Raw genomic sequence first — 19351 nt, forward strand, 5'->3', positions numbered from 1 at the left:
CTGCAGGTGAAGTGCGTCACGTCGCCGATTTCGCACTACCGGGAAGCGTTCCACGTCGTCTTTTGGTGCCCCATTTCGGGGGAGGGGCAATGCTTTACGACGGTGACACCTGGGAGCCGTTCAGTGTGCCGGCGCCAGGCTCGACGGGTGTCGGATCAACATTCCACGAGCACGGTAAAGGGACCGGAGTTGACCGACTCGACGTCCATCATCGCCCCGAACCGTCCCTCGGCGACCTCGAGGCCGCGTTCGCGCAGTCGGCCGACGATCTTCGCGATGACCGGCTCGGCCACCTCACCCGGTGCGGCGTCGGTCCACGACGGTCTGCGGCCCTTCTTCGTCGCGCCCATGAGCGTGAACTGGCTGACCACCAGAACCGGAGCGCCCACGTCGACGGCCGACTTCTCGCCGTCGAGGATGCGCAATTCGGCGATCTTGCGCGCCATCGTCTCCCACGCGTCCGGATCGTCGTCCCGCCCGACGCCGACGAGGGCGAGCAGCCCGCCGGTGTCGCCGCCGTCGATTTCCCCGACGATTTCTCCGTCGACGCGCACCGCCGCACGCGTCACCCTGGTCACGACCGCCTTCATGTGTTCGCCGTCTCCTTCTCGTTGGTCTCGATCGGCTGGTTGGTCTCGTTCGACGTGTTTGTGGCCGCGTCAGGCGCGTCGGCTACTGGTCGTGGGCGTCGGCGTCGTCAAGCAACTCGGCCGGCAACAGCAGCCCATGCCGGACCAGGTCGACGACGACGGGGACGAGCGCCTCCTTGACGTCGTCGAGGCCGTCTTCCGGAAGCGCGCCGAGCATGGCCATGACGTCGAGGACGGTGGCCAGCGGCGCGTCCGGGGTGATCGCGGACAGGATGCGCACGACGGCGTCGTCGGTGTCATGGCTCCACCGCGGCCCGTCGGTGCGCGTGATGCGCAGGGCGGCGGGGGAGAAGCCCTGCTCCGGATCGGCCTCGGTGCCGGCCAGCTCGACGCGCTCGACGGCCACGCCCGGTCGGACCCGGTACCGGGCGCCGAGAATGTCCCCGGCGTTTCGGTCGCGCAGCCAGGCGGTGCGCAGCAACCACTCGGCGGCCTCGTCGCGGAAGGGCCCGCCCAATGGCTGCGGCATGTCCTCGCACGTGATCGACGACTGGCCATCGACGCGCTGCAGCGTGATGTAGCCGAAACCGATGCCCACGACGTCGTTGGCGGCGAAATGGTCGAGCCACCGGCGCGTCTTCGCCCGGCCCTCGGCGTTGCGCGGGTCGATGGACTCGTCGCGAAGCCACGTGCCCACGTAGGCGGCCGGGTCGACGACGTCGCGCTGGATGATCCACGCCTCGACGCCCTCCTTCGGCAACCACGACGCCACGCGAGAGGCCCAATCCGCCCCATCGCCGGAATCGACGTGCGCCCACGCGCCCAGCAGATGCGCGGTGCCGTCGGGCTCGAGGCGATCCGGCACCTCGCGCAACATCAACTCGGTGGCGCCGTCGAGGTCGAGACCGGAGTCGCGGTAGACGTGGCCGACCTCCGGCACGCCGACGACGAACGGCGGGTTGGCGACGATGCGGTCGAAACGGCGACCCGCCACCGGCTGGAACCACGAGCCGACCAGAACCTCCGAGGAGTCGGCCAGACCCGCCGCGGCCAGCGTCGCCTCCGCGAACAGGCACGCCCTGGGGTGGACGTCGGTGGCCGTGATGGAACCGGCGCCATGCTGTCCGAGCGCCTGCACCCCGCATCCGGCCCCCAGATCCAGGGCGGAGCCGACGGGATCCATCGGCGTGATGTCCAACAGGGACCGCGATGCCCGGCCCACCCCCAGAACGTGGTCCGGGCCGGGAACATGATCGGTCATGGAGGCGTCGCGGTCGGAGAAGACCAGCCGCTCCACGCCGTCGACCTCCACGGGGCGCACATCGATGGCCGCGGCATGACGGGGACGTTGCGCCGCGTCTCCAACGTTGCGCAGCACTCCGCAGCGAATGCAGTCGGCGACGAGTTCTTCACCCAGCCACGGCACCAGGTCCACGGCATCTCCCACGATGAACGCGGAGACGACCGCGGCCAGCCCCGGCCGGTCCAACGCGAGATCGATCTTGCACACCACCGCCTCCGGTTCGCCCCGGTCGAGGGCGGCCAGGCCGTCGTCGTCAAGCAACTGACGCAGGCCGGACACCCCGTAGCCCAGGTCGCGCAACGCATCGGCCAAGCGCGGGGCGAGGGCCGGCAGCCCGGCAAGCTCCTCGTCCGAGGGCGGGGTCACGATCGGATCGGTGGTCACTTGTTGCGGTTCTCCCGTGATTCGGTGGTTGGGTTCTGGTCGGCGTCGGCCGGGTCATCTGCGTCCGCGTCATCGTCTTCCATGTCGATGATCATCGACGGATCGAAACCCCCGTAGGGGCCGACGTCGACCTCGTCGCCGCGAACGGCCGGCAGATTCACGTCGCGCGGATCGGCGTCGGAATCGCTGGTGGCACCGGACCCACCGGCGGTCAGGGCGTGGGAGGGGCCGTCGGAAAGCCGGGCCAGCCGTTCCCGCTGCGCCTCCTCCCACCGGCGATTCTGCTCGCGCACGACGCCCGGCTTGTACACCCGCGGCGACCGCTTGTCCGCCGGCTCACCCACGCCATTGGCGATGACCACAGCAATCCACGGCATCGGCACCGACAACACGGTGAGAATCGCCGCCAACCACGCCAGGTCCCACCACAGGAACGCTGCGGCGGCCAGCAACAGCAACGGAATGCGCGACCACTGCAACACCGCGTAGGTGTGCCGACGGTAGTTGTAGTTGCGAATGCGGGACTGCCGCGCGTCCGTGATCAGCACCGCTTCGGGGCCGCGCCTGCCCCGGCGGTTCGTCCGCCGATTCGCCATGGCCACAACGGTACTCGCCGCGCAAACTCCCGCAGTGCCGGGCGGGTTCCGGGGCCGGGCGCCTGCCGATCCGGCCGATGGTGCACAATCGGGAACCGTGAGCACGCCCCTGAAGACCACGAAGACCATCGAACGGACCGACACCCGCGTCGACGAGACGACGCGCGACGACACCCCGAAGTTCTTCCATTACGTCAAGAAGGACCGGATCGTCGACTCCGCCGTGTCGGGCAGCTACGTCGTCGCCCTGTGCGGCGAAACGTTCCCGGTGACCAAGTCGGCCAAGCCCGGCTCGCCGGTGTGCCCGGACTGCGAGCGGATCTACAAGACCCTCCGCCGCAAGTGAGCGGGCTGCGCAAATGGCAGCAGGAGGCGCTGGACAAGTACCTGTCCACCAACCCGCGTGACTTCCTGGCGGTGGCGACCCCCGGCGCGGGCAAGACGACCTTCGCGCTGCGCATCGCCGCCGAGCTGCTGGCCCGCCGCATCGTCGAGCGGGTGATCGTCGTCGTGCCCACCGAGCATCTGAAGGTGCAGTGGGCGGAGTCGGCGGCGCGGTCGGGCATCGCCCTGGACCCGGCGTTCACCAACGCCAAGGGTGTGGTCAACCCGGCCTACCACGGCATCGTGGTGACGTACGCCCAGGTGGCGGTGCACCCGTTCAAGCACCGCGCCGTCGCGGATGCGCGGCCGACGCTGGTGATCCTCGATGAGGTCCACCACGGCGGCGACGCGAAGAGCTGGGGCGACGGCATCGCCGAGGCGTACGGGGGCGCGGAGCGTCGCCTGTGCCTGACGGGTACGCCGTTTCGTTCCGACGACGCCGCGATTCCGTTCGTGCGGTACGCCGAAGACGGCGAGGGGCACCTGAAGTCCGTCGCCGACCACGTCTACGGGTACGCCGATGCGTTGCGTGACGGGGTCGTTCGCCCGGTGGTGTTCCTGGCGTATTCGGGCGAGGCCCGGTGGCGGGATTCGGCCGGCGAGGAGTTCGCGGCGCGGCTGGGCACGATCATGAGCCCGGAGGAGACGACCCGGGCGTGGCGCACGGCGCTGGACCCGGGCGGCGATTGGATTCCGTCGGTGCTGCGGGCCGCGCACACGCGGTTGCTGCAGATGCGCAAGCACATTCCGGATGCCGGCGGGTTGGTCATCGCCACGGATGCGACGACCGCGCGCGCCTACAAGCGGGTGCTGGAGCAGCTCAGTTCCACTCCGGTGGCGTTGGTGCTTTCCGACGAACCGGGTTCGTCGGAGCGGATCCAGACGTTCTCCGATTCCACCGACGAGTGGATGGTCGCGGTGCGCATGGTGTCCGAGGGCGTCGACGTGCCCCGGTTGGCGGTGGGCGTGTATGCGACCAGTTCGTCGACGCCGCTGTTTTTCGCGCAGGCCATCGGCCGGTTCGTTCGTTCGCGCCGCCCCGGCGAGACCGCGTCGGTGTTCCTGCCGTCGGTGCCGGTGTTGTTGGATTTGGCGTCGCAGATGGAGGTCCAGCGCAACCATGTGTTGGGCAAGCCGCACCGTCCGAGCGAGGGCTGGGACGATGACCTGGTCGCCGAGGCCAACCGCACCCGCAACGAGCCCGATGAGCTGCCGGCCTACGAGTCGTTGGGGGCCGACGCGGAGCTCGACTATCTCATCTACGACGGTTCCTCCTACGGCACGGCCACAATGGCCGGTTCGGAGGAGGAGGCCGATTACCTGGGCTTGCCGGGGCTTCTCGACGCGGAGTCGATGCGCACTCTGCTGCGGAAGCGCCAGGAGGAGCAGTTGAAGGCGTCGACGGCGAAGGCCGAGCACGAACGGAAGACGGGTGAGCTCGACGCGGCGGAAGCGAAGCCCGAGTCCGGTGGCGCGCCGGAGGTGCCCATGCCCCGGCCGGGCGGGGTGGCCAGCGACGTGATCCCGAAGTTGCGCAAGGAGCTCAACACCCTCGTCGCCATGACGGCGGCGCGCACGGGCCGCAAGCACGGGCAGATCCACAACGAGGTGCGCCGCAACTGCGGTGGCCCGCCGACCGCCCTGTGCACGGAGCAGCAGTTGCGCGACCGCATCGGTTACCTGCGCAACTGGTGATGACGCCCGGCGCGCCGGGCCGGGTGGGGTACCGTTGGCACCCGCAGGAGAATGAGCCGCAGGAGTCAACCACCGCAGGAAGGAATCCCGATGTCGCGACCCGATAACGCCGGATACGACCCGTTCGACACGCCGCAGCCCGGGCAGGGCAACGGTTTCGGGCAGGGGCAGGGGCAGGGATTCCCGGGCGCCCAGGGCTTCGACGCCGGTGCCGGCTACCAGGGCAGCTACGACTATTCGTCGAACAATCCGTACCAGGCGCCCGTCGGTCAGCCGATGGCGCCGATGGCCTCGACGGCTCCGGCGGTGTCGACGGGTACGGGCCTGGCGGTCACGGCGCTGATCCTTGGTTTGCTCTCCATCCCGCTGGCGCCCGTGATTTTCGGCGGTGTGCTGGCCATCGCGGCGATCGTCTTCGCCATCTTCGCCCTGCGCGCCGCGTCGAAGGCCCGCAAGCTCGGGCCGGTGCAGACCGGCGGCACCACGGCGATGTCGATAATCGGCATCCTCTTCTCGCTCGTCGGGTTGTTCATCGCCGCCTTCATGCTCTGGGCGGTGTGGCTGGGCACCGACGCGGTCTCGGGGTGCGAGCACCTCATCGACGACCCTGATGCGTTCGATGCGTGCGTCGAGGACGAGATCTTCGACCGCCTCGGACTGAACTGATCCTTCCCCGTCTGACCTTTCGACCAACAGGAGCACCACCGCAATGAGCAATCTCGCCACCGACGGATACGGGCCCGACGGCATCGACGGTTCGTCCGTCGGTCGCCAGCTCGGACTCATTTCCCTGGTCACGGGTCTCGGCGGGCTCATCACGTCGGCGTTCATCATCGGTGCGCCGGTGGGCGCGGTCGCGGTGATTCTCGGGCTCATCGCGATCGTGAAGTCCATCCGCGCGCACAAGCGCATCGAGGCCGCCGGCCGCGAACCCCGCACGGGCGGCGCGTTCGGCATGGGCCTCATCGGAGTCATCACCGGCGCACTGGCCATCGCCATTTCGTTGGCGCTGATCGTCGCCGCGCAAAACGTCATCGAAGAAGCCGACGAAAAGTGCGGCCACCTGGGCAACACCACACCGGAGTACCTCGAGTGCGTGCGCGATAACGTCGGACGGTAGCGGACGATGGAGCGAATCCTGGCGCCGGACGTGGCGCGCGGCTTCATGCTGCTGGGCATCGCCGTGGCCAATGCGGTGACGGCGTGGCTGATGATGGGCTCGCCGTCGACGGGGGACGAGCGCTCCCTGCCCACCGACGAATTCGTCATCGTGCTCAACGACGTCCTCGTGCACACCCGCGGGCTGCCGATGTTCGCGACGCTGTTCGGCTACGGCATCGGCATGCTGGTCATGCGCGAGTACCGGCGCTGCGCCCCGTGGCCTGCGGCGCGGGCGCTGTTGTTGAAGAGGTACGGGTGGTTGGCGCTGTTCGGAGTCATCCACGCGATCTTTCTTTTCTTCGGCGACATTCTGCTCCTGTACTCGCTGTTGGGGCTCATCGTCACGTTCCTCGTGCCGCTGAAGAACAGGACGCTGCTGTGGATCGCCGGCGTGCTCGGCGTGGTGTCCATCGGGATCAGTTTCCTCACCGCCGGAATGAACGGTGACATCGAAGACGCCGTGTTCTCCGGCGCCGACGACACCTTGCTGCCCTTCATGGGCGAAGGCTTCGTGGGCCAACAGCTCGTCGTCGGCGTCATCGCCGTCGTGTCCTCGCCTTTCGTCATTGCGATCGCCGGGCCGCAGCTGATGGCGCTGATGCTCGTCGGTCTCGTCGCCGCCCGGATGCGGGTGCTGGAGGAATCGGCCGCTCACGTTCGGCTGCTGTCCATCGTCGCCGCCTTCGGCATCACCGCCGCAGTGGTCACCGGTGTGCCGGCGGGACTGGACACGCTCGGGGTCGTCGACGCGGCCTGGACGCAGGGGCTCAGCGACGCCGCCGGCCTGTTCGCCGGTCCGGGGCTCGTCGCCCTCATCGCGCTGGTGTGCCTGCCGACGCAGCGCCGCATCCGCGAGGCCGCCGCCCGGGGCGACACCCTCGCGCCGCCGTTGCCCCTGGGCATGTTGCAGGCGCTGGGCCAGCGGTCCATGTCCGGCTACGTCACCCAGTCGGTGTTGTTCCTCGTGCTCGCCGGATCGTGGAGCCTGGACCTGTTCACCGATGAGTCGGTGACCATCATCTGCCTGTGGGCCACCGGCGTGTGGCTGTTCACCCTCATCGCCGCATGGCTGCTGGCCAAGGCGGACAAGCCCGGGCCGCTGGAGGCCGTCCACCGGCGCCTGACCTACGGGTCGAAGAACGGAAAGGGCGGGCGTCGCCAAGCAATGCCGCCCATGCCGGGACCGCACGCCGGAGGAGCGCCGGGCGCGGCAACACCCTGATTCGGGGGCACCCTCGGGCGGTGATAGGCCACGGTTGTCAATGCGATATTGTGGGTTTGTACCACGTTCATCCGGCGCCGTGACGGACTACACCGATCGAACGGCGGCGCCCGTGCAGAGGGAGCGACGTCACGATGTCGACCGCACACCCAACCGGACGGACCTCGGCCAGCGCGGCCGCGGAGTTGTCACCGGGCCAGCAGGATCGGGGCGACGGCCCCCGCGAACTATTCCGCAAAAGATTCGGACTGATCACGGGCGTGGTCCTCGCCCTGGCGGTGTACTACTTCATGCCGTCGGATCTCGACCACATGCTGCGCGGCACCGCGGCGATCGCCGTGCTCATGGCCGCGTGGTGGATGTCGGAGGCCATCCCGATCACCGTCACGGCGCTGCTGCCGCTGGTGCTGTTCCCGGCGCTGGGGATTGCGAAGATCGGCGACTTTTCGGGGCAGTACACCGCCCCGACGATCTTCCTGTTCATGGGCGGGTTCCTGCTGGCCCTGGGCATGCAGCGGTGGAACCTGCACAAGCGCGTGGCGCTGTGGGTGCTGGTGGCCATGGGGTCGTCGCCGAAGATGCTGATCCTGGGCTTCATGATCGCCACCGGCTTCCTGTCGATGTGGGTGTCCAACACCGCCACCGCCGTGATGATGCTGCCCATCGGCGTGTCCGTCCTGTCGCTCATCGTGGGCATGCTCCGGGATGAGGCGAAGGCGGCGAAGGAGGGGGCCCCGTCCCGCACGGGCGGTTACCGGGACGCGTCGCTGTCCGAAGGCGAGGCCGAGATCCTCGAGGCCGACGGCGACGCCGTGGCCGACGAGGCGGGGGAGCAGCAGTACGAGCACTCCACCGACCCGGAGCCGCAGTCGAACTTCGGCATCGCGTTGATGCTGGGCATCGCGTACGCGGCGTCGATCGGTTCGCTGGGCACGATCATCGGCACTCCGCCGAACGCGATGTTGGCGGCGTACATGGCCGAGCAGGGCGTGAACATCGGCTTCGGCCAGTGGATGCTGCTCGGTGTGCCGGTGGCCGTGGTGCTGATGGCGGCGGCGTGGTTCGTGCTGACGAACGTGATCTTCAAGCCGGAGATCGACCACATTCCCGGTGGCCGCGCCCTGATGCGCGAGGAGTTGGGCAAGCTCGGCGGCATGTCGCAGGGCGAGCGTCGCGTGCTGATGGTGTTCTTCGTCGCCGCGGCGGCGTGGGTGTTCGTGCCCGTGCTGTGGCCGGAGACGATGATCGCCGACGCCGTCATCGCCATGGCGGTCGGCATCGCGCTGTTCATCATTCCGGGCGGGCCGAACGGCGTGAAGCTGCTGCGGTGGGAGGACGCCCTGGAGTTGCCGTGGGGCGTGCTGTTGCTGTTCGGCGGCGGCCTCGCGTTGTCGAAGCAGTTCACCGAGTCGGGCCTGTCGGACTGGATCGGCGACCAGATGTCGAGCCTCGGGTTCCTGCCGATTGCCCTGTTGGTCGTCGCGGTGGGCCTGGTGGTGCTGGTGCTGACGGAGTTCACGTCGAACACGGCGACGGCTGCGACGTTCCTGCCGTTGGTTGGTGCGATGGCCATTGGTCTGGGCATCGATCAGATGCTGCTGGCGGTGCCGGTGGCGTTGGCTGCGACGTCGGCGTTCATGATGCCGGTGGCCACCCCGCCGAACGCCATCGCGTACGGCTCGGGTTACGTGTCGATGGGCAACATGGTTCGCGCCGGCATTTGGCTCAACATCATCGCCCTGGTGGTCGTTTCCGCGGCGGCCATGACGTTGTTGGGCTGGGTGTTCGGGGTCGTGTACTAGAGGTCCCGGCCAGAAGGTCCGGCATGGGCCCTGAGCAGGGCCGTTGCGTGACGACGAGGCGGCGCACCGGTGGGGCGGTGCGCCGCCTTTGGCATGGTCGGGTCGTGATCGCCGGGTGATGTGCTTCTCAAGCCGATCTGCCGGCGACGAAAGGTGCGCCTGGCCCGGAACTGGCTGGGATTATTGCAAAATGGGGGGCCAATTCAAAGTCATGTCTAATGAGTTGTGGAACTCATCTGCGGGGGCACCCGAACGGCGCTCTTTAAGTATCAAATTAAATAACGCTTTCGTAAGATTCAGTAGTCCGTCAAGAATTGACCGCCGGAAGGAAGCTAGTATGAAGAAGATCACTCGCCGCGTCGCGTCCGTGGGTGTCGCGACGTCGATGCTCGTGTCGGGGGCGGCGATCGCCGCGCCGACTGCTGGAGCGCAGGCGCAGTCCGGCCTGGACATCGCCGCCATCGTCATCGGGGGTTCGTCGGCTCTCGGTTCCTCCGCTCTGGGCTCCTCGGCGCTGGGTTCGTCCGCCGCTGGGTCCTCGGCGCTGGGTTCGTCGGCCCTGGGTTCGTCTGCGGTTGACTCCAGTGCCGCCGGCTCCGCTGCCCTGGGTTCCGCTTCGCTGGGCTCCGCCAACCTGGACACGCCGGGCATTGAGGTTCCGGAGCTCCCGGTGCCAGAGAAGCCCGAGGCTCCGGCCGAGGAGGAGGCCCCGGCTCCGGAGAAGCCGGAGGCCGAAGACAAGGCTGCCGAGGAGACCAAGCCGGCTCCCGCCGAGATCAACAAGGCCGCCGAGGCTCCCTCCGGCCTGGCTCAGACCGGTGTCGAGGCGTGGATGTTCCTCCTGGCTGGTGGTCTCGCCGCCATGCTCGGTGCTGCTCTGATCGTCCTCCGCAAGTTCGCGAAGTAGCTTCCTGCGGGCATTTGCTTTTGTGACGGCATCGATCTAGAGAAAGAATCACGAAATTCAATGACCAAGCGATCCGTGTGCAAGCGGGCACTGTCGGTGGTTGGCGTCGCCGGACTGGTGGTTGCCTCTGCATTTGTCGCCCCTCACGCCATGGCGTCTCCTGCGGGCAATTACGTCGCGTTCGGTGACTCGTACCCCGCTGACGCGGGGCAGATGTCTCCCGTGGAGGTGGGGGCCGGCGGCTGTGCGCAGTCGGTGCGCAACATCTCCCGGCTCGTGGCGAACCAGGTTGACCTGGAACTGAGGGACTACACCTGCAACGGAACGGTGGTGTTTACTCCAACACCGAAGTACCTGAACAATCAGGTCGACGCTGCTGTCAGGTCCGGAGCCCTGGATTCGGACACCAAATTGGTCACGCTGCTCGCCGGGGCCAATGACGCCTTCCAGGCATCGTGGACGCCCACGGCGTTCCAAGATGAGATGTTCCACACGGCCATGGTGATGGCGGTGGAAAAGGTCCAGCAGGCTGCGCCCAACGCGAAGATCATGATCGTCGGTTATCCGGAATTCACTTCCCGGGATGGTTCGCATTACGGATGTCCGGTGAACGTATTCGGGTTTGCTCCTCAGGTGTCGATGCCGATGGTCAACGCTGCGGAGAATGCCGTGCAGAACAGGCAGGTGAGGGCGGCAGCCGAAACGGGCGTGATGTTCCTCAATATGAAGGATCGCTCCAACGTTGAGGCGGGAATGTGCGCGCCGGATGGCGAACGCAACGTTTCTGCGGTCATCGATTCCGATGTGTACCAGTACAACATGGGAAATCACTTGACCTTCAAGGGTAGTGGCGTGTTCGCGGACGCAATTGCCGAGGCGTATAGGGGCTAGCCTTACGTAGGGTGCGCTAGTGGTTCGCCTCACCCACTTAATGCCCCCGTTATGGTTACGTGATACCCCCGTTAAGGTATGGTAATCATCACATAATCGTTTTATAAAAGGTCTGTGTGGTAATTTTACCGAGTCCATTGGGAATTGACCTCTGAAAGGAATTCAACATGAAAAAGTTTGGCCGCCGGGCTCTTGCCGCAGGTGTTGCGGCGTCGATGCTGCTGGCGATGGCGCCCTCGGAGGCGTCGGCGGTAAGTGACTCCCGACGTCTGCCCATCATCATCGGTGGCGTCGTGGCCGGTTCGGCCGCGCTGGGTTCGTCTGCATCCTCTTCTGGTTCGTCGTCTCTCGGCTCTTCCGCGCTCGGCTCGTCGGCGCTGGGCTCCTCTGCTTTGGGATCGTCGGCCGTCGGCTCCTCCGCTGCCGGGTCTGCTGCGGGCTCGTCCGCCCTGGGTTCGTCTGCTCTCGGTTCGTCCGGCCTGGATACCCCGGGCATTGAGCTGCCGACCCCCGAGGTCCCCGAGGTCCCGGCTCCGGAGGCCCCCGAGGCTCCGGCCGAGGAGGAGACCCCGGCTCCGGAGAAGCCGGAGGCCGACGGCAAGGGTGCCGATGAGACCAAGCCGGCTCCCGCCGAGATCAACAAGGCTGCCGACGCTCCGTCCGGTCTGGCCCAGACCGGTGTTGAGGCCTGGATGTTCCTGCTGGGTGGTGGCCTGATCGCCATGCTCGGCGCCGCCCTGATCGCGGTTCGCAAGTTCGCCAACTGACGGCCGCTCTGCGGTTGAGCCAACCGCCGCATTGCGGCGGGATCAGCGGCCGCACCGCGACGCAAAAACATCGCGCCCATCACCAACCGGTGATGGGCGCGATGTTGCTTCGTACGCGTAGGGGCGGGGGAGTGCCGCCCTATTCCAGGTAGTCGCGCAGCACCTGCGAACGCGACGGGTGGCGCAGCTTCGACATCGTCTTCGACTCGATCTGACGGATACGCTCACGGGTGACGCCGTAGACCTGGCCGATTTCGTCGAGGGTGCGCGGCATGCCGTCGGTCAGGCCGAAACGCAGGCGCACCACGCCGGCTTCGCGCTCCGACAGGGTCTCCAACACGTCGCCGAGCTGATCCTGCAGGAGGGTGAAGCTCACCGCGTCGACGGCGATGACCGCCTCGGAGTCCTCGATGAAGTCACCGAGCTGGCTGTCGCCTTCGTCGCCGATGGTCTGGTCCAGGGAAATCGGCTCACGGGCGTACTGCTGGATTTCGAGGACCTTCTCCTCGGTGATGTCCATCTCCTTGGCCAGTTCCTCCGGGGTGGGCTCGCGGCCAAGGTCCTGCAGCAGCTCGCGCTGGATGCGGCCGAGCTTGTTGATGACCTCCACCATGTGCACCGGAATGCGAATGGTGCGCGCCTGGTCGGCCATCGCGCGGGTGATCGCCTGACGAATCCACCACGTGGCGTAGGTGGAGAACTTGTAGCCCTTGGAGTAGTCGAACTTCTCCACCGCGCGGATCAGACCGAGGTTGCCTTCCTGGATGAGGTCCAGGAACGCCATGCCGCGGCCGGTGTACCGCTTGGCCAGCGACACCACCAGACGCAGGTTCGCCTCCAACAGGTGGTTCTTGGCGCGCTGCCCGTCGCGGGAAATCTCCCGCAGATCGCGGCGCAGAACATGGGCGAGGCGTTCGCCGGACTCCTTGGCCTGATCGATCTTGTACTGGGCGTACAGGCCGGCCTCGATGCGCTTGGCCAGCGAGACTTCTTCCTCCGCCGTCAGCAGCGCGACCTTGCCGATCTGCTTCAGGTACGCGCGCACCGAGTCGGCCGATGCGGTCAGCTCGGCGTCCTTGCGGGCCTGGCGCAGCGCGGCGGACTCGTCTTCGTTCCACACCTCGTCGACGGTGTCCGACTCTTCCTCGGTGTCGTCGTCGGAGTCGTCGCCCTCGTCGAGCTCGGGGTCGAACTCGCCGTCGATCGACAGGTCGGAGTCGTCCTCCTCGAGCTCTTCGTCCTCGAGGGCTTCGGCGGCCAACTTGTCCTTCGCGGCCGCGCTGGTGGCCTTGGCTGCGGTCTTTTTCGCCGCCGTCTTCTTCGCCGCGGTCTTGCGCGCGGTGGCCTTCTTCGCCGTGGTCTTCTTGGCGGCCGTCTTCTTCGCCGCGGCCTTCTTCGTGGTCTTCTTCGCCGTCGTCTTCTTGGCGGGCGCCTTCTTCGCCACCTTCTTGGCCGGTGCCGCGGTTGCGGTGGTCTCCGCCTCGCTTGACGACGCCTCCGTGGCGGCAGTCGCCGCAGTGGCCGGAGCCGCCTTCTTCGCGGCGGTCTTCTTCACCGCCGTCTTTTTGACCGCGCTCTTCTTCGCGGCGGTCTTCTTGGCCGCCGTCTTCTTCACGGCCTTCTTGATCGCCTTCTTCACGGCCTTCTTGGCCGGGGCGGGCGAGTCGGCGGAGCCGCCCGCAGTGCCCTGGCCGTTCGGCTGCTCGGATTCTTTGGCTGTCACGAAAGCCCTTTCACGATGATGTCGATTGCCGCCGGCGAGCCGGACTGAACCGGTGCGCGGCCCCGATGATCCCTGACCCGGTCACCGGGGGACGGGGCGCCCGATGAGCGCCACCGCCGGACAAATGTCTGCAATGTCGATGTTTCGTGCCACGAATCTCGGTTGCCGTATCGCGGGTGCCGGCCCTGCCGCCCCGCCTTAGTCATGTTCAACCGTCCGTGAATCAACTCCCCAGTGTAACCCAATGGGGACGATCACCTCGGCGTCCCCCCGTGCGGGGTTGCCTTGGCAATGCATGAATCGGTCATCGGGACCCGCCTCAACGAGGGGAGACGAGCCCCGAAACTATTACGGCAGCAGTCCGGTGGCCGCCGCCAACGCGGCACCTGCGATACCGGCGTTGTTGTGCAACTTCGCGGGAACCACCGGGGTGCGGCACTCCAGCAGCGGCACCCACTTCTCGTGCTTTCGGCTGATTCCGCCGCCGACGACGAAAAGATTCGGCCAGAACAACGCCTCGTAGGTCCGCAGCACCTTGGACACGCGCTTGGTCCACTTCTTGTAGCTGAGTTCCTCGCGCTCCTTCACCGCCGCCGATGCCATGTGCTCGGCTTCGGTGTCGCCGATGTACAGGTGGCCCAACTCGGAATTGGGGTACAGCAGGCCGTCGTGAAGCAACGCCGAACCGATGCCGGTGCCGAAGGTCAGCAAAATCACCGACCCCCGCCGGGCCTCCTCGTTGCCGAAGCGAACCTCCGCAAGACCCGCGGCATCGGCGTCGTTGAGCACGTGCGCCGGATTGTCGGGCAGGTGCTCGGCGAACAACTCGCGGCAATCCGTGTCCACCCACGACTTGTCGATGTTCGCCGCCAACAGCGCCGTCTGGTCCCGCACCACCGACGGCAACGTCACACCCACCGGGCCCTCCCACCCGGCGATGCGCACGATCTCCGCGACGGTTTCCGCCACCGCATCCGGAGTCGCCGGCTTCGGGGTGAAGATCTTGATCCGATCGCCGACCAGCTCGCCCGTGTCCAGGTCGACGACACCTCCCTTGATGCCGGAACCGCCCACGTCCACGCCAAAACCGATGTTGTCTGCCATATGACCGATTGTACGAAAACGAGCACAATGGGCCCATGACCGTCAACGACCCCGAAGCCGCCCACACCTCCGACTACGCCGACGCTCCGGCCGATCTGCGGGCCATGGCCGTACTGTTGGCCTCGGCGGCAGCCGACCACATCCGGGTTCGGCGACGGGAATTGGGCGTCGGCGGTGGTCGGGCCGAGGGGACCGACGTCAAGTCCAGCCGCGTCGATCCGGTCACGGTCGTCGACCGGGAATCCGAGAACCTCATCCGCCGTCTCGTCGCGTCGCTGCGCCCCGGCGACGTCGTTTTCGGCGAGGAGGCCGGCGGCGCCGGAGCCCGTGCCGAGGGCGTGCGGTGGATCGTCGACCCCATCGACGGCACCGTCAATTTCCTCTACGGCATCCCCGCCTACGGCGTGAGCATCGCCTGCGAGAAGGACGGCCGCATCGTCGCCGGCGCCGTGGCCGACGTGGCGGGAAGCCGCATCTTCCATGCCGCAAAGGGAGGGGGAGCGGTCATGCGCGACGCGTCCGGGCGCGAGGAGCCGCTGTCCTGTTCCGCCCCGACGGACCTCGGCGTCAGCCTCGTCGCCACCGGCTTCGCGTACGCGGCGCAGCGCAGGGCCGCGCAGGGTGGCCTCATCGCCGATTTGCTTGCCGACGTCCGCGACATCCGCCGCATCGGTTCAGCCGCCCTGGACCTGTGCCTGCTGGCCGCCGGTGCGGTGGACTGCTACTACGAGCATGGCCTCAACCTGTGGGATTGGACCGCCGGGGCGCTGATCGCCGAGGAGGCCGGCGCCGTCGTAAAGCGCCCGGCCACGGAGGCGGGATCCGCCGACGGCGAACTGGTCGCCGCGGCCGCACCGACCGTGGCGGAGGAATTCTTCGCGGCGCTTCAGTCGCGGGGTGCGCTGGAGTCGATCAACACGCTCGGCCGCTGAGCGACTGCAGCGTCGCGGCATCGACGTCCTCGCCGGACCGAAGGGTCTCCATCGCCGCACGAACCGGGCCGGAATCGTCCAGCCCCCGGAAACCCGTGCCCAACGCCACGTCGACCGACCCGTCCTCGCGGGCGTCGTGGACGAGCTCCAGGCATGGGAACACCGCATGCAACGTCGCCCCGTGGGCCGCGAAGCCCGCGCCGAAGCGCAGTTGGCCATAACAATCCAAATCTAGGTTCGGGGTCAAGGGATCATTGCCGACCCCGCCTTCGGCCGCCGTGAAGCCCAACCCGGCCAGCCCCTCCGACACCGTCGTGGCCTGCCCCGACTCGCCATTGGCGTTGAACACCCGCACCGGAATGTCGCCGGGGGCCGCCGGCGCCTCGCCGAGCAGGTCCGTCGACGACACTACCGCCCCCGCATCGGGGTGATGGCACGCGACGTTGGTGACCTTCACCGGACGGGTGAACGCCACCGACCACGCGACCACGGCGAGCACCGCGACGACGCCGACGATGATCCCGTACGGCAGGCCTTTTCGGCGCGGGGGAGGGCTCGGCAGACGGTGCGACATGCGCACCATGTTAGTCGGGGCGGCGTCGACACCGTTCAGATGCTGGATTGCCCGCTCAAAACACCTGGTGATCTGCGGATATGACAGATTCTTAGAGTTGACCTAGTATCCGCGGGGAATACGGCGCACGACACGCTGCGCCGCGACCCGACGGAGGAGGGCCGACAGATGGCTGTCGATTACGATTCGCCCCGGACGCGCGAAGAAGAGGACATCGCCACCGATTCGCTCGAGGGGCTGCAGGCCGCCAGCGAGAACAATCGCATCGCCGATGACGACGACGGCGAGATCGTGGAGCCCTACGAGCTCCCCGGCGCCGACCTTTCCGGCGAGGAGCTGGAGATTTCCGTCGTGCCCCGTCAGGACGACGAGTTCACCTGCGGGTCGTGCTTCCTGGTGCAGCACCGCTCCATGATGGCCCACGACCCGGGCGACGGATTCCCCATCTGCCGCGATTGCGCCTGAGTCCGGGCGGACCAGAACAAACGCCCCGGGCGACCCGATCCAATGGAATCGGAGTCGCCCGGGGCGTTGGCGTTTTGCCGAGTCGTGCGTCGCGGTCGGAGAACCGACACAGGGTGGCGCTTCCGGGGTGACGCTAGGCCGACGGGCGGTCGGTGCCCAGGAAGGCGTCGAGAAGCTCCTCCGGCCGCCTGGTGGACACCAACCAGTACGGGGTCGGATCGTCCGGGTCGTCCAGGACGAGCAGCACCATCGTGCGCACCCAACTGTGCGTGACCAAAAACGCCGCCGGGTCGAGCTGACGGCCCAGCGCGTTGCGGTGCGCGGATTCCGGCACGGCCAGCGACTTCGACACCACCGAGGCCGGCAGCACCGCCGTGCCGGCGTGCAGCCACCGTTCGCCGGTGGAATCGACGTCGACGGTGATCTTCGTCTTCGACAGGGTCACCAGGATCCACACGCCGATGAGGGTGATGATCACCGCGCCGACGATGAGCCAGATGATGCTGCGGTTGAACGCGACCTGCGCGGTGCACACGACGACGGCGGGAACCGCCAACGCCCAGTACCACCAGGGCACCCACAACTGTTCTCGATAGAGAATGTTGCCGGAGGCGGCCGTCACGGTGCTGTCGTCTGAGGTGCTCACGGGCATCGAGTCTACCCATCCCGCCCCCGCGGGGGACCGGGGAGGCCGCGGTGCGTATCGTCTGGTGCGTGAACGACGACGCGACCCGAAACACCGCCCCCGCCGACGCCGACGCCACCGCCGCGACCACCGCCGCCGAACCGGCGCCGGTGCGCGTGCGACTCCTTTCCCCGGATGCCGTCGCCCCCGTCCGGGCGCACCACGACGACGCCGGCGTCGACCTCGCCTCCGCCGAAGACCTCGTCCTCGAACCCGGCGAACGCGCGCTGGTGGGCACCGGAATCGCCATCGCACTGCCCGCCGGCACCGTCGGCCTGGTCCACCCGCGGTCGGGTCTGGCCGCCCGGGCCGGACTGTCCATCGTCAACGCGCCCGGCACCATCGACGCCGGTTACCGGGGCGAAATCAAGATCAGCCTGATCAACCTGGACCCGCGCGAACCGATCACCATCGCCAAGGGCGACCGCATCGCGCAGCTGCTGGTGCAAAAGGTCGAGCTCAGCCCCTTCGTCGTGGTCGACGGACTCGACGCCACCGATCGCGGCGACCGCGGCCACGGTTCCACCGGAGTGGCCGGCGCCCCGACCGGCCGCCCCTGAGGCCCGACCGCACACGCGCATCCCGGGCACTTCGCCCGCCCAGCGGTGCGGTTGCCGTTACCCTGAACACCACACGCCCGAATCAACGACGAATGAACGTCGGGCGACGCAGACGCCATTGATCCCCGATCAATGCCAGCGACAGTCGACGACACGAGGGAGACCCCGGCCATGTGGCCCTTTGGCAAGAAGAAGAACGACGACACCGCCCCCGCCGCCGACGCCGGCCGGGCCGCCGAAGCCGACCAGGCGGCTGAGACGGCCGACAGCGCCATCGATGGCGGCGCCGGCGCGGTCACCGCGTCTGAGCAGGCCGCCGCTGGCACCGCGCTACCCACCGAGTCCGGTCCGTTCGACGTCGCCGACGCCAAGCCCGAGGAGTTCGACTTCTCCGACTTCGCCAAGGCGAGCGTCAACCTCGGTTCCGTTCTGCTCGCGGTGCCCCACGTCGGCGACATTCAGGTCGAGATGGGCCCGCAGGGTCCGACGATGCTGCACGTGGTCACCAGGGCCGGCCGCATCACCCCGGTCGCCTTCGCCGCCCCGACGTCGGGTGGCCTGTGGGAGACCTCCAGCCGCGAGATCGCCGAGGGCCTGTCCAACGACGGCCTGCAGGTCCACCTGGAGGAGGGCCCGTGGGGCGACGAGGTCGTGGGCGTGCGCGACGAGATGCAGATGCGCATCATCGGCGCCGACGGCCCGCGCTGGATGATGCGCCTGACGCTGTCGGGCCCGGTGGCCTCCGCCGACGAGCTCGCCGACATCGGCCGCGGCGTCATGGCCCGCTGCTTCGTCAGCCGCGGCAACAACCCCATGCCCGCCGGTCAGCCGCTGCCGGTGACCCTGCCGGTGCAGATGGCCGAGCAGATCCGCCAGGCCTACGCCGCCCAGCAGCAGGCGCAGCAGGGCCAGCAGAACCAGCCGAACCAGTAGGGCGGCACCGGTCGGCTGCCCGCGCCGGCCGGTCCACACCATCCCCTTTCCAGGAGAACACCCCATGAGCACCCCGGCCATCGGCCCCACCATCGTCGAGGCGGTCGTCGACCGGCCGGCGCACGGCGGCGAGTCCATCGCACTGCTCGACGGCAGGGTGATCCTGGTCCGCGGCGCCATCCCGGGGGAGCGGGTCCGCATCGAGCTTGACGACGCCGACGCCAAACTGTGGAGGGGCCGGGCCGTCGAAATCCTCGATGCGTCACCCCACCGCATCGACCCCGTCTGCGAGGCCGCAGCCGCCGGCGCCGGATGCTGCGACCTCGGGTTCGTCGACCCGGCCCACGCCGTGGAGCTGAAGCGGGACGTGCTGCTCGACGCCCTGCGCCGCATCGGCCGCTTCGACGCCGACGAATTGCCCGAGCCCACCGTCACGGCACTGGCCCCGGCCACCGGGTGGCGCACGCGGGTGCGGCTCGGCGTCGACGACAACGGCCGGGCGGGACTGCGCAAACGCCGCTCCCGCGACCTGGTCGTCGGCCACGACTGCGCCCAAAACGTCGCCGGGCTCACCTACGGCCTCGGCGAGCCGGGTGCCGTGCCCGCCGGGGGAGAGCTCCACGTCGTCCACGACGCCGACGGCACCCGCCACGTCCTCCACGTCATCGGCTCC

21 protein-coding genes are annotated in these 19351 nt (G+C 68.1%); 14 read left to right on the top strand and 7 right to left on the bottom strand.

Annotated features, from left to right (window positions below; all coding sequences use genetic code 11):
* Nucleotides 1-155 precede the first annotated feature (155 nt).
* The 3 genes from dtd to HMPREF3121_RS03625 form a co-directional block, all read right to left on the bottom strand.
* Nucleotides 156-590: a D-aminoacyl-tRNA deacylase gene (gene dtd, locus HMPREF3121_RS03615; protein WP_070519946.1), complete on the bottom strand. Its 435-nt coding sequence runs from the start codon at nt 588-590 to the stop codon at nt 156-158.
* Nucleotides 591-672: 82 nt separating this feature from the next.
* On the bottom strand, nt 673-2259 hold the full coding sequence (locus HMPREF3121_RS03620) for a DUF7782 domain-containing protein (RefSeq protein ID WP_246816055.1): 1587 nt from the start codon (nt 2257-2259) through the stop codon (nt 673-675).
* A gap of 14 nt (nt 2260-2273) precedes the next feature.
* Nucleotides 2274-2873 (bottom strand): DUF3099 domain-containing protein, encoded by a 600-nt coding sequence (locus HMPREF3121_RS03625; protein WP_083291249.1) that lies wholly within the window; start codon nt 2871-2873, stop codon nt 2274-2276.
* A gap of 97 nt (nt 2874-2970) precedes the next feature.
* On the opposite strand from HMPREF3121_RS03625, the gene HMPREF3121_RS03630 reads away from it, so the two are divergent.
* From HMPREF3121_RS03630 to HMPREF3121_RS03670, 9 genes are all read left to right on the top strand, one after another.
* Nucleotides 2971-3219 (top strand): DUF3039 domain-containing protein, encoded by a 249-nt coding sequence (locus HMPREF3121_RS03630; protein WP_035121909.1) that lies wholly within the window; start codon nt 2971-2973, stop codon nt 3217-3219.
* A complete protein-coding gene (locus HMPREF3121_RS03635) occupies nt 3216-4952 on the top strand; it encodes a DEAD/DEAH box helicase (RefSeq protein WP_070519950.1) in 1737 nt (578 codons plus the stop codon). The genes HMPREF3121_RS03630 and HMPREF3121_RS03635 overlap by 4 nt, the downstream gene beginning before the upstream one ends.
* Nucleotides 4953-5042: 90 nt before the next feature.
* The gene (locus HMPREF3121_RS03640) at nt 5043-5618 is read left to right on the top strand and encodes a hypothetical protein (RefSeq protein ID WP_070519951.1); all 576 of its coding nucleotides are present in this window, start codon (nt 5043-5045) and stop codon (nt 5616-5618) included.
* Between the two features lie 43 nt (nt 5619-5661).
* The gene (locus HMPREF3121_RS03645) at nt 5662-6072 is read left to right on the top strand and encodes a hypothetical protein (RefSeq protein WP_070519953.1); all 411 of its coding nucleotides are present in this window, start codon (nt 5662-5664) and stop codon (nt 6070-6072) included.
* A 6-nt stretch (nt 6073-6078) separates the two neighbouring features.
* A complete protein-coding gene (locus tag HMPREF3121_RS03650) occupies nt 6079-7335 on the top strand; it encodes a DUF418 domain-containing protein (protein WP_070519954.1) in 1257 nt (418 codons plus the stop codon).
* A 134-nt stretch (nt 7336-7469) separates the two neighbouring features.
* Complete coding sequence (locus HMPREF3121_RS03655) at nt 7470-9137, top strand: SLC13 family permease (RefSeq protein ID WP_070519955.1); 1668 nt, start codon at nt 7470-7472, stop codon at nt 9135-9137.
* A gap of 337 nt (nt 9138-9474) precedes the next feature.
* The gene (locus HMPREF3121_RS03660; RefSeq protein ID WP_070519957.1) at nt 9475-10044 is read left to right on the top strand and encodes an LPXTG cell wall anchor domain-containing protein; all 570 of its coding nucleotides are present in this window, start codon (nt 9475-9477) and stop codon (nt 10042-10044) included.
* A 60-nt stretch (nt 10045-10104) separates the two neighbouring features.
* Nucleotides 10105-10935: a GDSL-type esterase/lipase family protein gene (locus HMPREF3121_RS03665; protein ID WP_070519959.1), complete on the top strand. Its 831-nt coding sequence runs from the start codon at nt 10105-10107 to the stop codon at nt 10933-10935.
* A gap of 167 nt (nt 10936-11102) precedes the next feature.
* On the top strand, nt 11103-11702 hold the full coding sequence (locus HMPREF3121_RS03670) for a hypothetical protein (RefSeq protein WP_141742957.1): 600 nt from the start codon (nt 11103-11105) through the stop codon (nt 11700-11702).
* A 139-nt stretch (nt 11703-11841) separates the two neighbouring features.
* Here the strand turns inward: HMPREF3121_RS03670 and HMPREF3121_RS03675 are convergent, their stop codons facing one another.
* Together HMPREF3121_RS03675 and ppgK are read right to left on the bottom strand one after the other, a co-directional pair.
* Complete coding sequence (locus HMPREF3121_RS03675) at nt 11842-13425, bottom strand: RNA polymerase sigma factor (protein WP_070519962.1); 1584 nt, start codon at nt 13423-13425, stop codon at nt 11842-11844.
* A gap of 348 nt (nt 13426-13773) precedes the next feature.
* A complete protein-coding gene (gene ppgK, locus HMPREF3121_RS03680) occupies nt 13774-14529 on the bottom strand; it encodes a polyphosphate--glucose phosphotransferase (protein ID WP_070519964.1) in 756 nt (251 codons plus the stop codon).
* 35 nt (nt 14530-14564) lie between these two features.
* Between ppgK and HMPREF3121_RS03685 the strand changes: the two genes are divergently transcribed.
* Nucleotides 14565-15461, top strand: a complete 897-nt coding sequence (locus tag HMPREF3121_RS03685) for an inositol monophosphatase family protein (protein ID WP_070519966.1) — start codon at nt 14565-14567, stop codon at nt 15459-15461.
* Here the strand turns inward: HMPREF3121_RS03685 and cei are convergent.
* Nucleotides 15442-16035, bottom strand: a complete 594-nt coding sequence (gene cei, locus HMPREF3121_RS03690; protein WP_168161363.1) for an envelope integrity protein Cei — start codon at nt 16033-16035, stop codon at nt 15442-15444. The two genes, HMPREF3121_RS03685 and cei, sit on opposite strands and share 20 nt — an antisense overlap.
* Nucleotides 16036-16203: 168 nt before the next feature.
* Here cei and HMPREF3121_RS03695 point away from each other — a divergent pair, with 168 nt between their 5' ends.
* Nucleotides 16204-16500 carry a DUF4193 domain-containing protein gene (locus HMPREF3121_RS03695; protein WP_070519970.1) on the top strand — a complete coding sequence of 99 codons (297 nt, stop codon included), beginning with the start codon at nt 16204-16206 and terminating at the stop codon, nt 16498-16500.
* A gap of 133 nt (nt 16501-16633) precedes the next feature.
* Here HMPREF3121_RS03695 and HMPREF3121_RS03700 read toward each other — a convergent pair whose 3' ends face one another.
* On the bottom strand, nt 16634-17152 hold the full coding sequence (locus HMPREF3121_RS03700) for a DUF3093 domain-containing protein (protein ID WP_141742958.1): 519 nt from the start codon (nt 17150-17152) through the stop codon (nt 16634-16636).
* 143 nt (nt 17153-17295) lie between these two features.
* Between HMPREF3121_RS03700 and dut the strand changes: the two genes are divergently transcribed.
* The 3 genes from dut to HMPREF3121_RS12855 form a co-directional block, all read left to right on the top strand.
* Nucleotides 17296-17745: a dUTP diphosphatase gene (gene dut, locus HMPREF3121_RS03705; protein ID WP_070519993.1), complete on the top strand. Its 450-nt coding sequence runs from the start codon at nt 17296-17298 to the stop codon at nt 17743-17745.
* Between the two features lie 132 nt (nt 17746-17877).
* Nucleotides 17878-18678, top strand: coding sequence for a DUF3710 domain-containing protein (locus HMPREF3121_RS03710; RefSeq protein ID WP_246816056.1), 801 nt, complete (start codon nt 17878-17880; stop codon nt 18676-18678).
* A 64-nt stretch (nt 18679-18742) separates the two neighbouring features.
* Nucleotides 18743-19351, top strand: a 609-nt coding sequence (locus HMPREF3121_RS12855) for a TRAM domain-containing protein (protein ID WP_246816057.1), incomplete at its 3' end; no start/stop codon positions are given.

The sequence above is a fragment of the Corynebacterium sp. HMSC11E11 genome (assembly GCF_001807025.1).
Classification (GTDB): Bacteria; Actinomycetota; Actinomycetes; order Mycobacteriales; family Mycobacteriaceae; genus Corynebacterium; species Corynebacterium freneyi.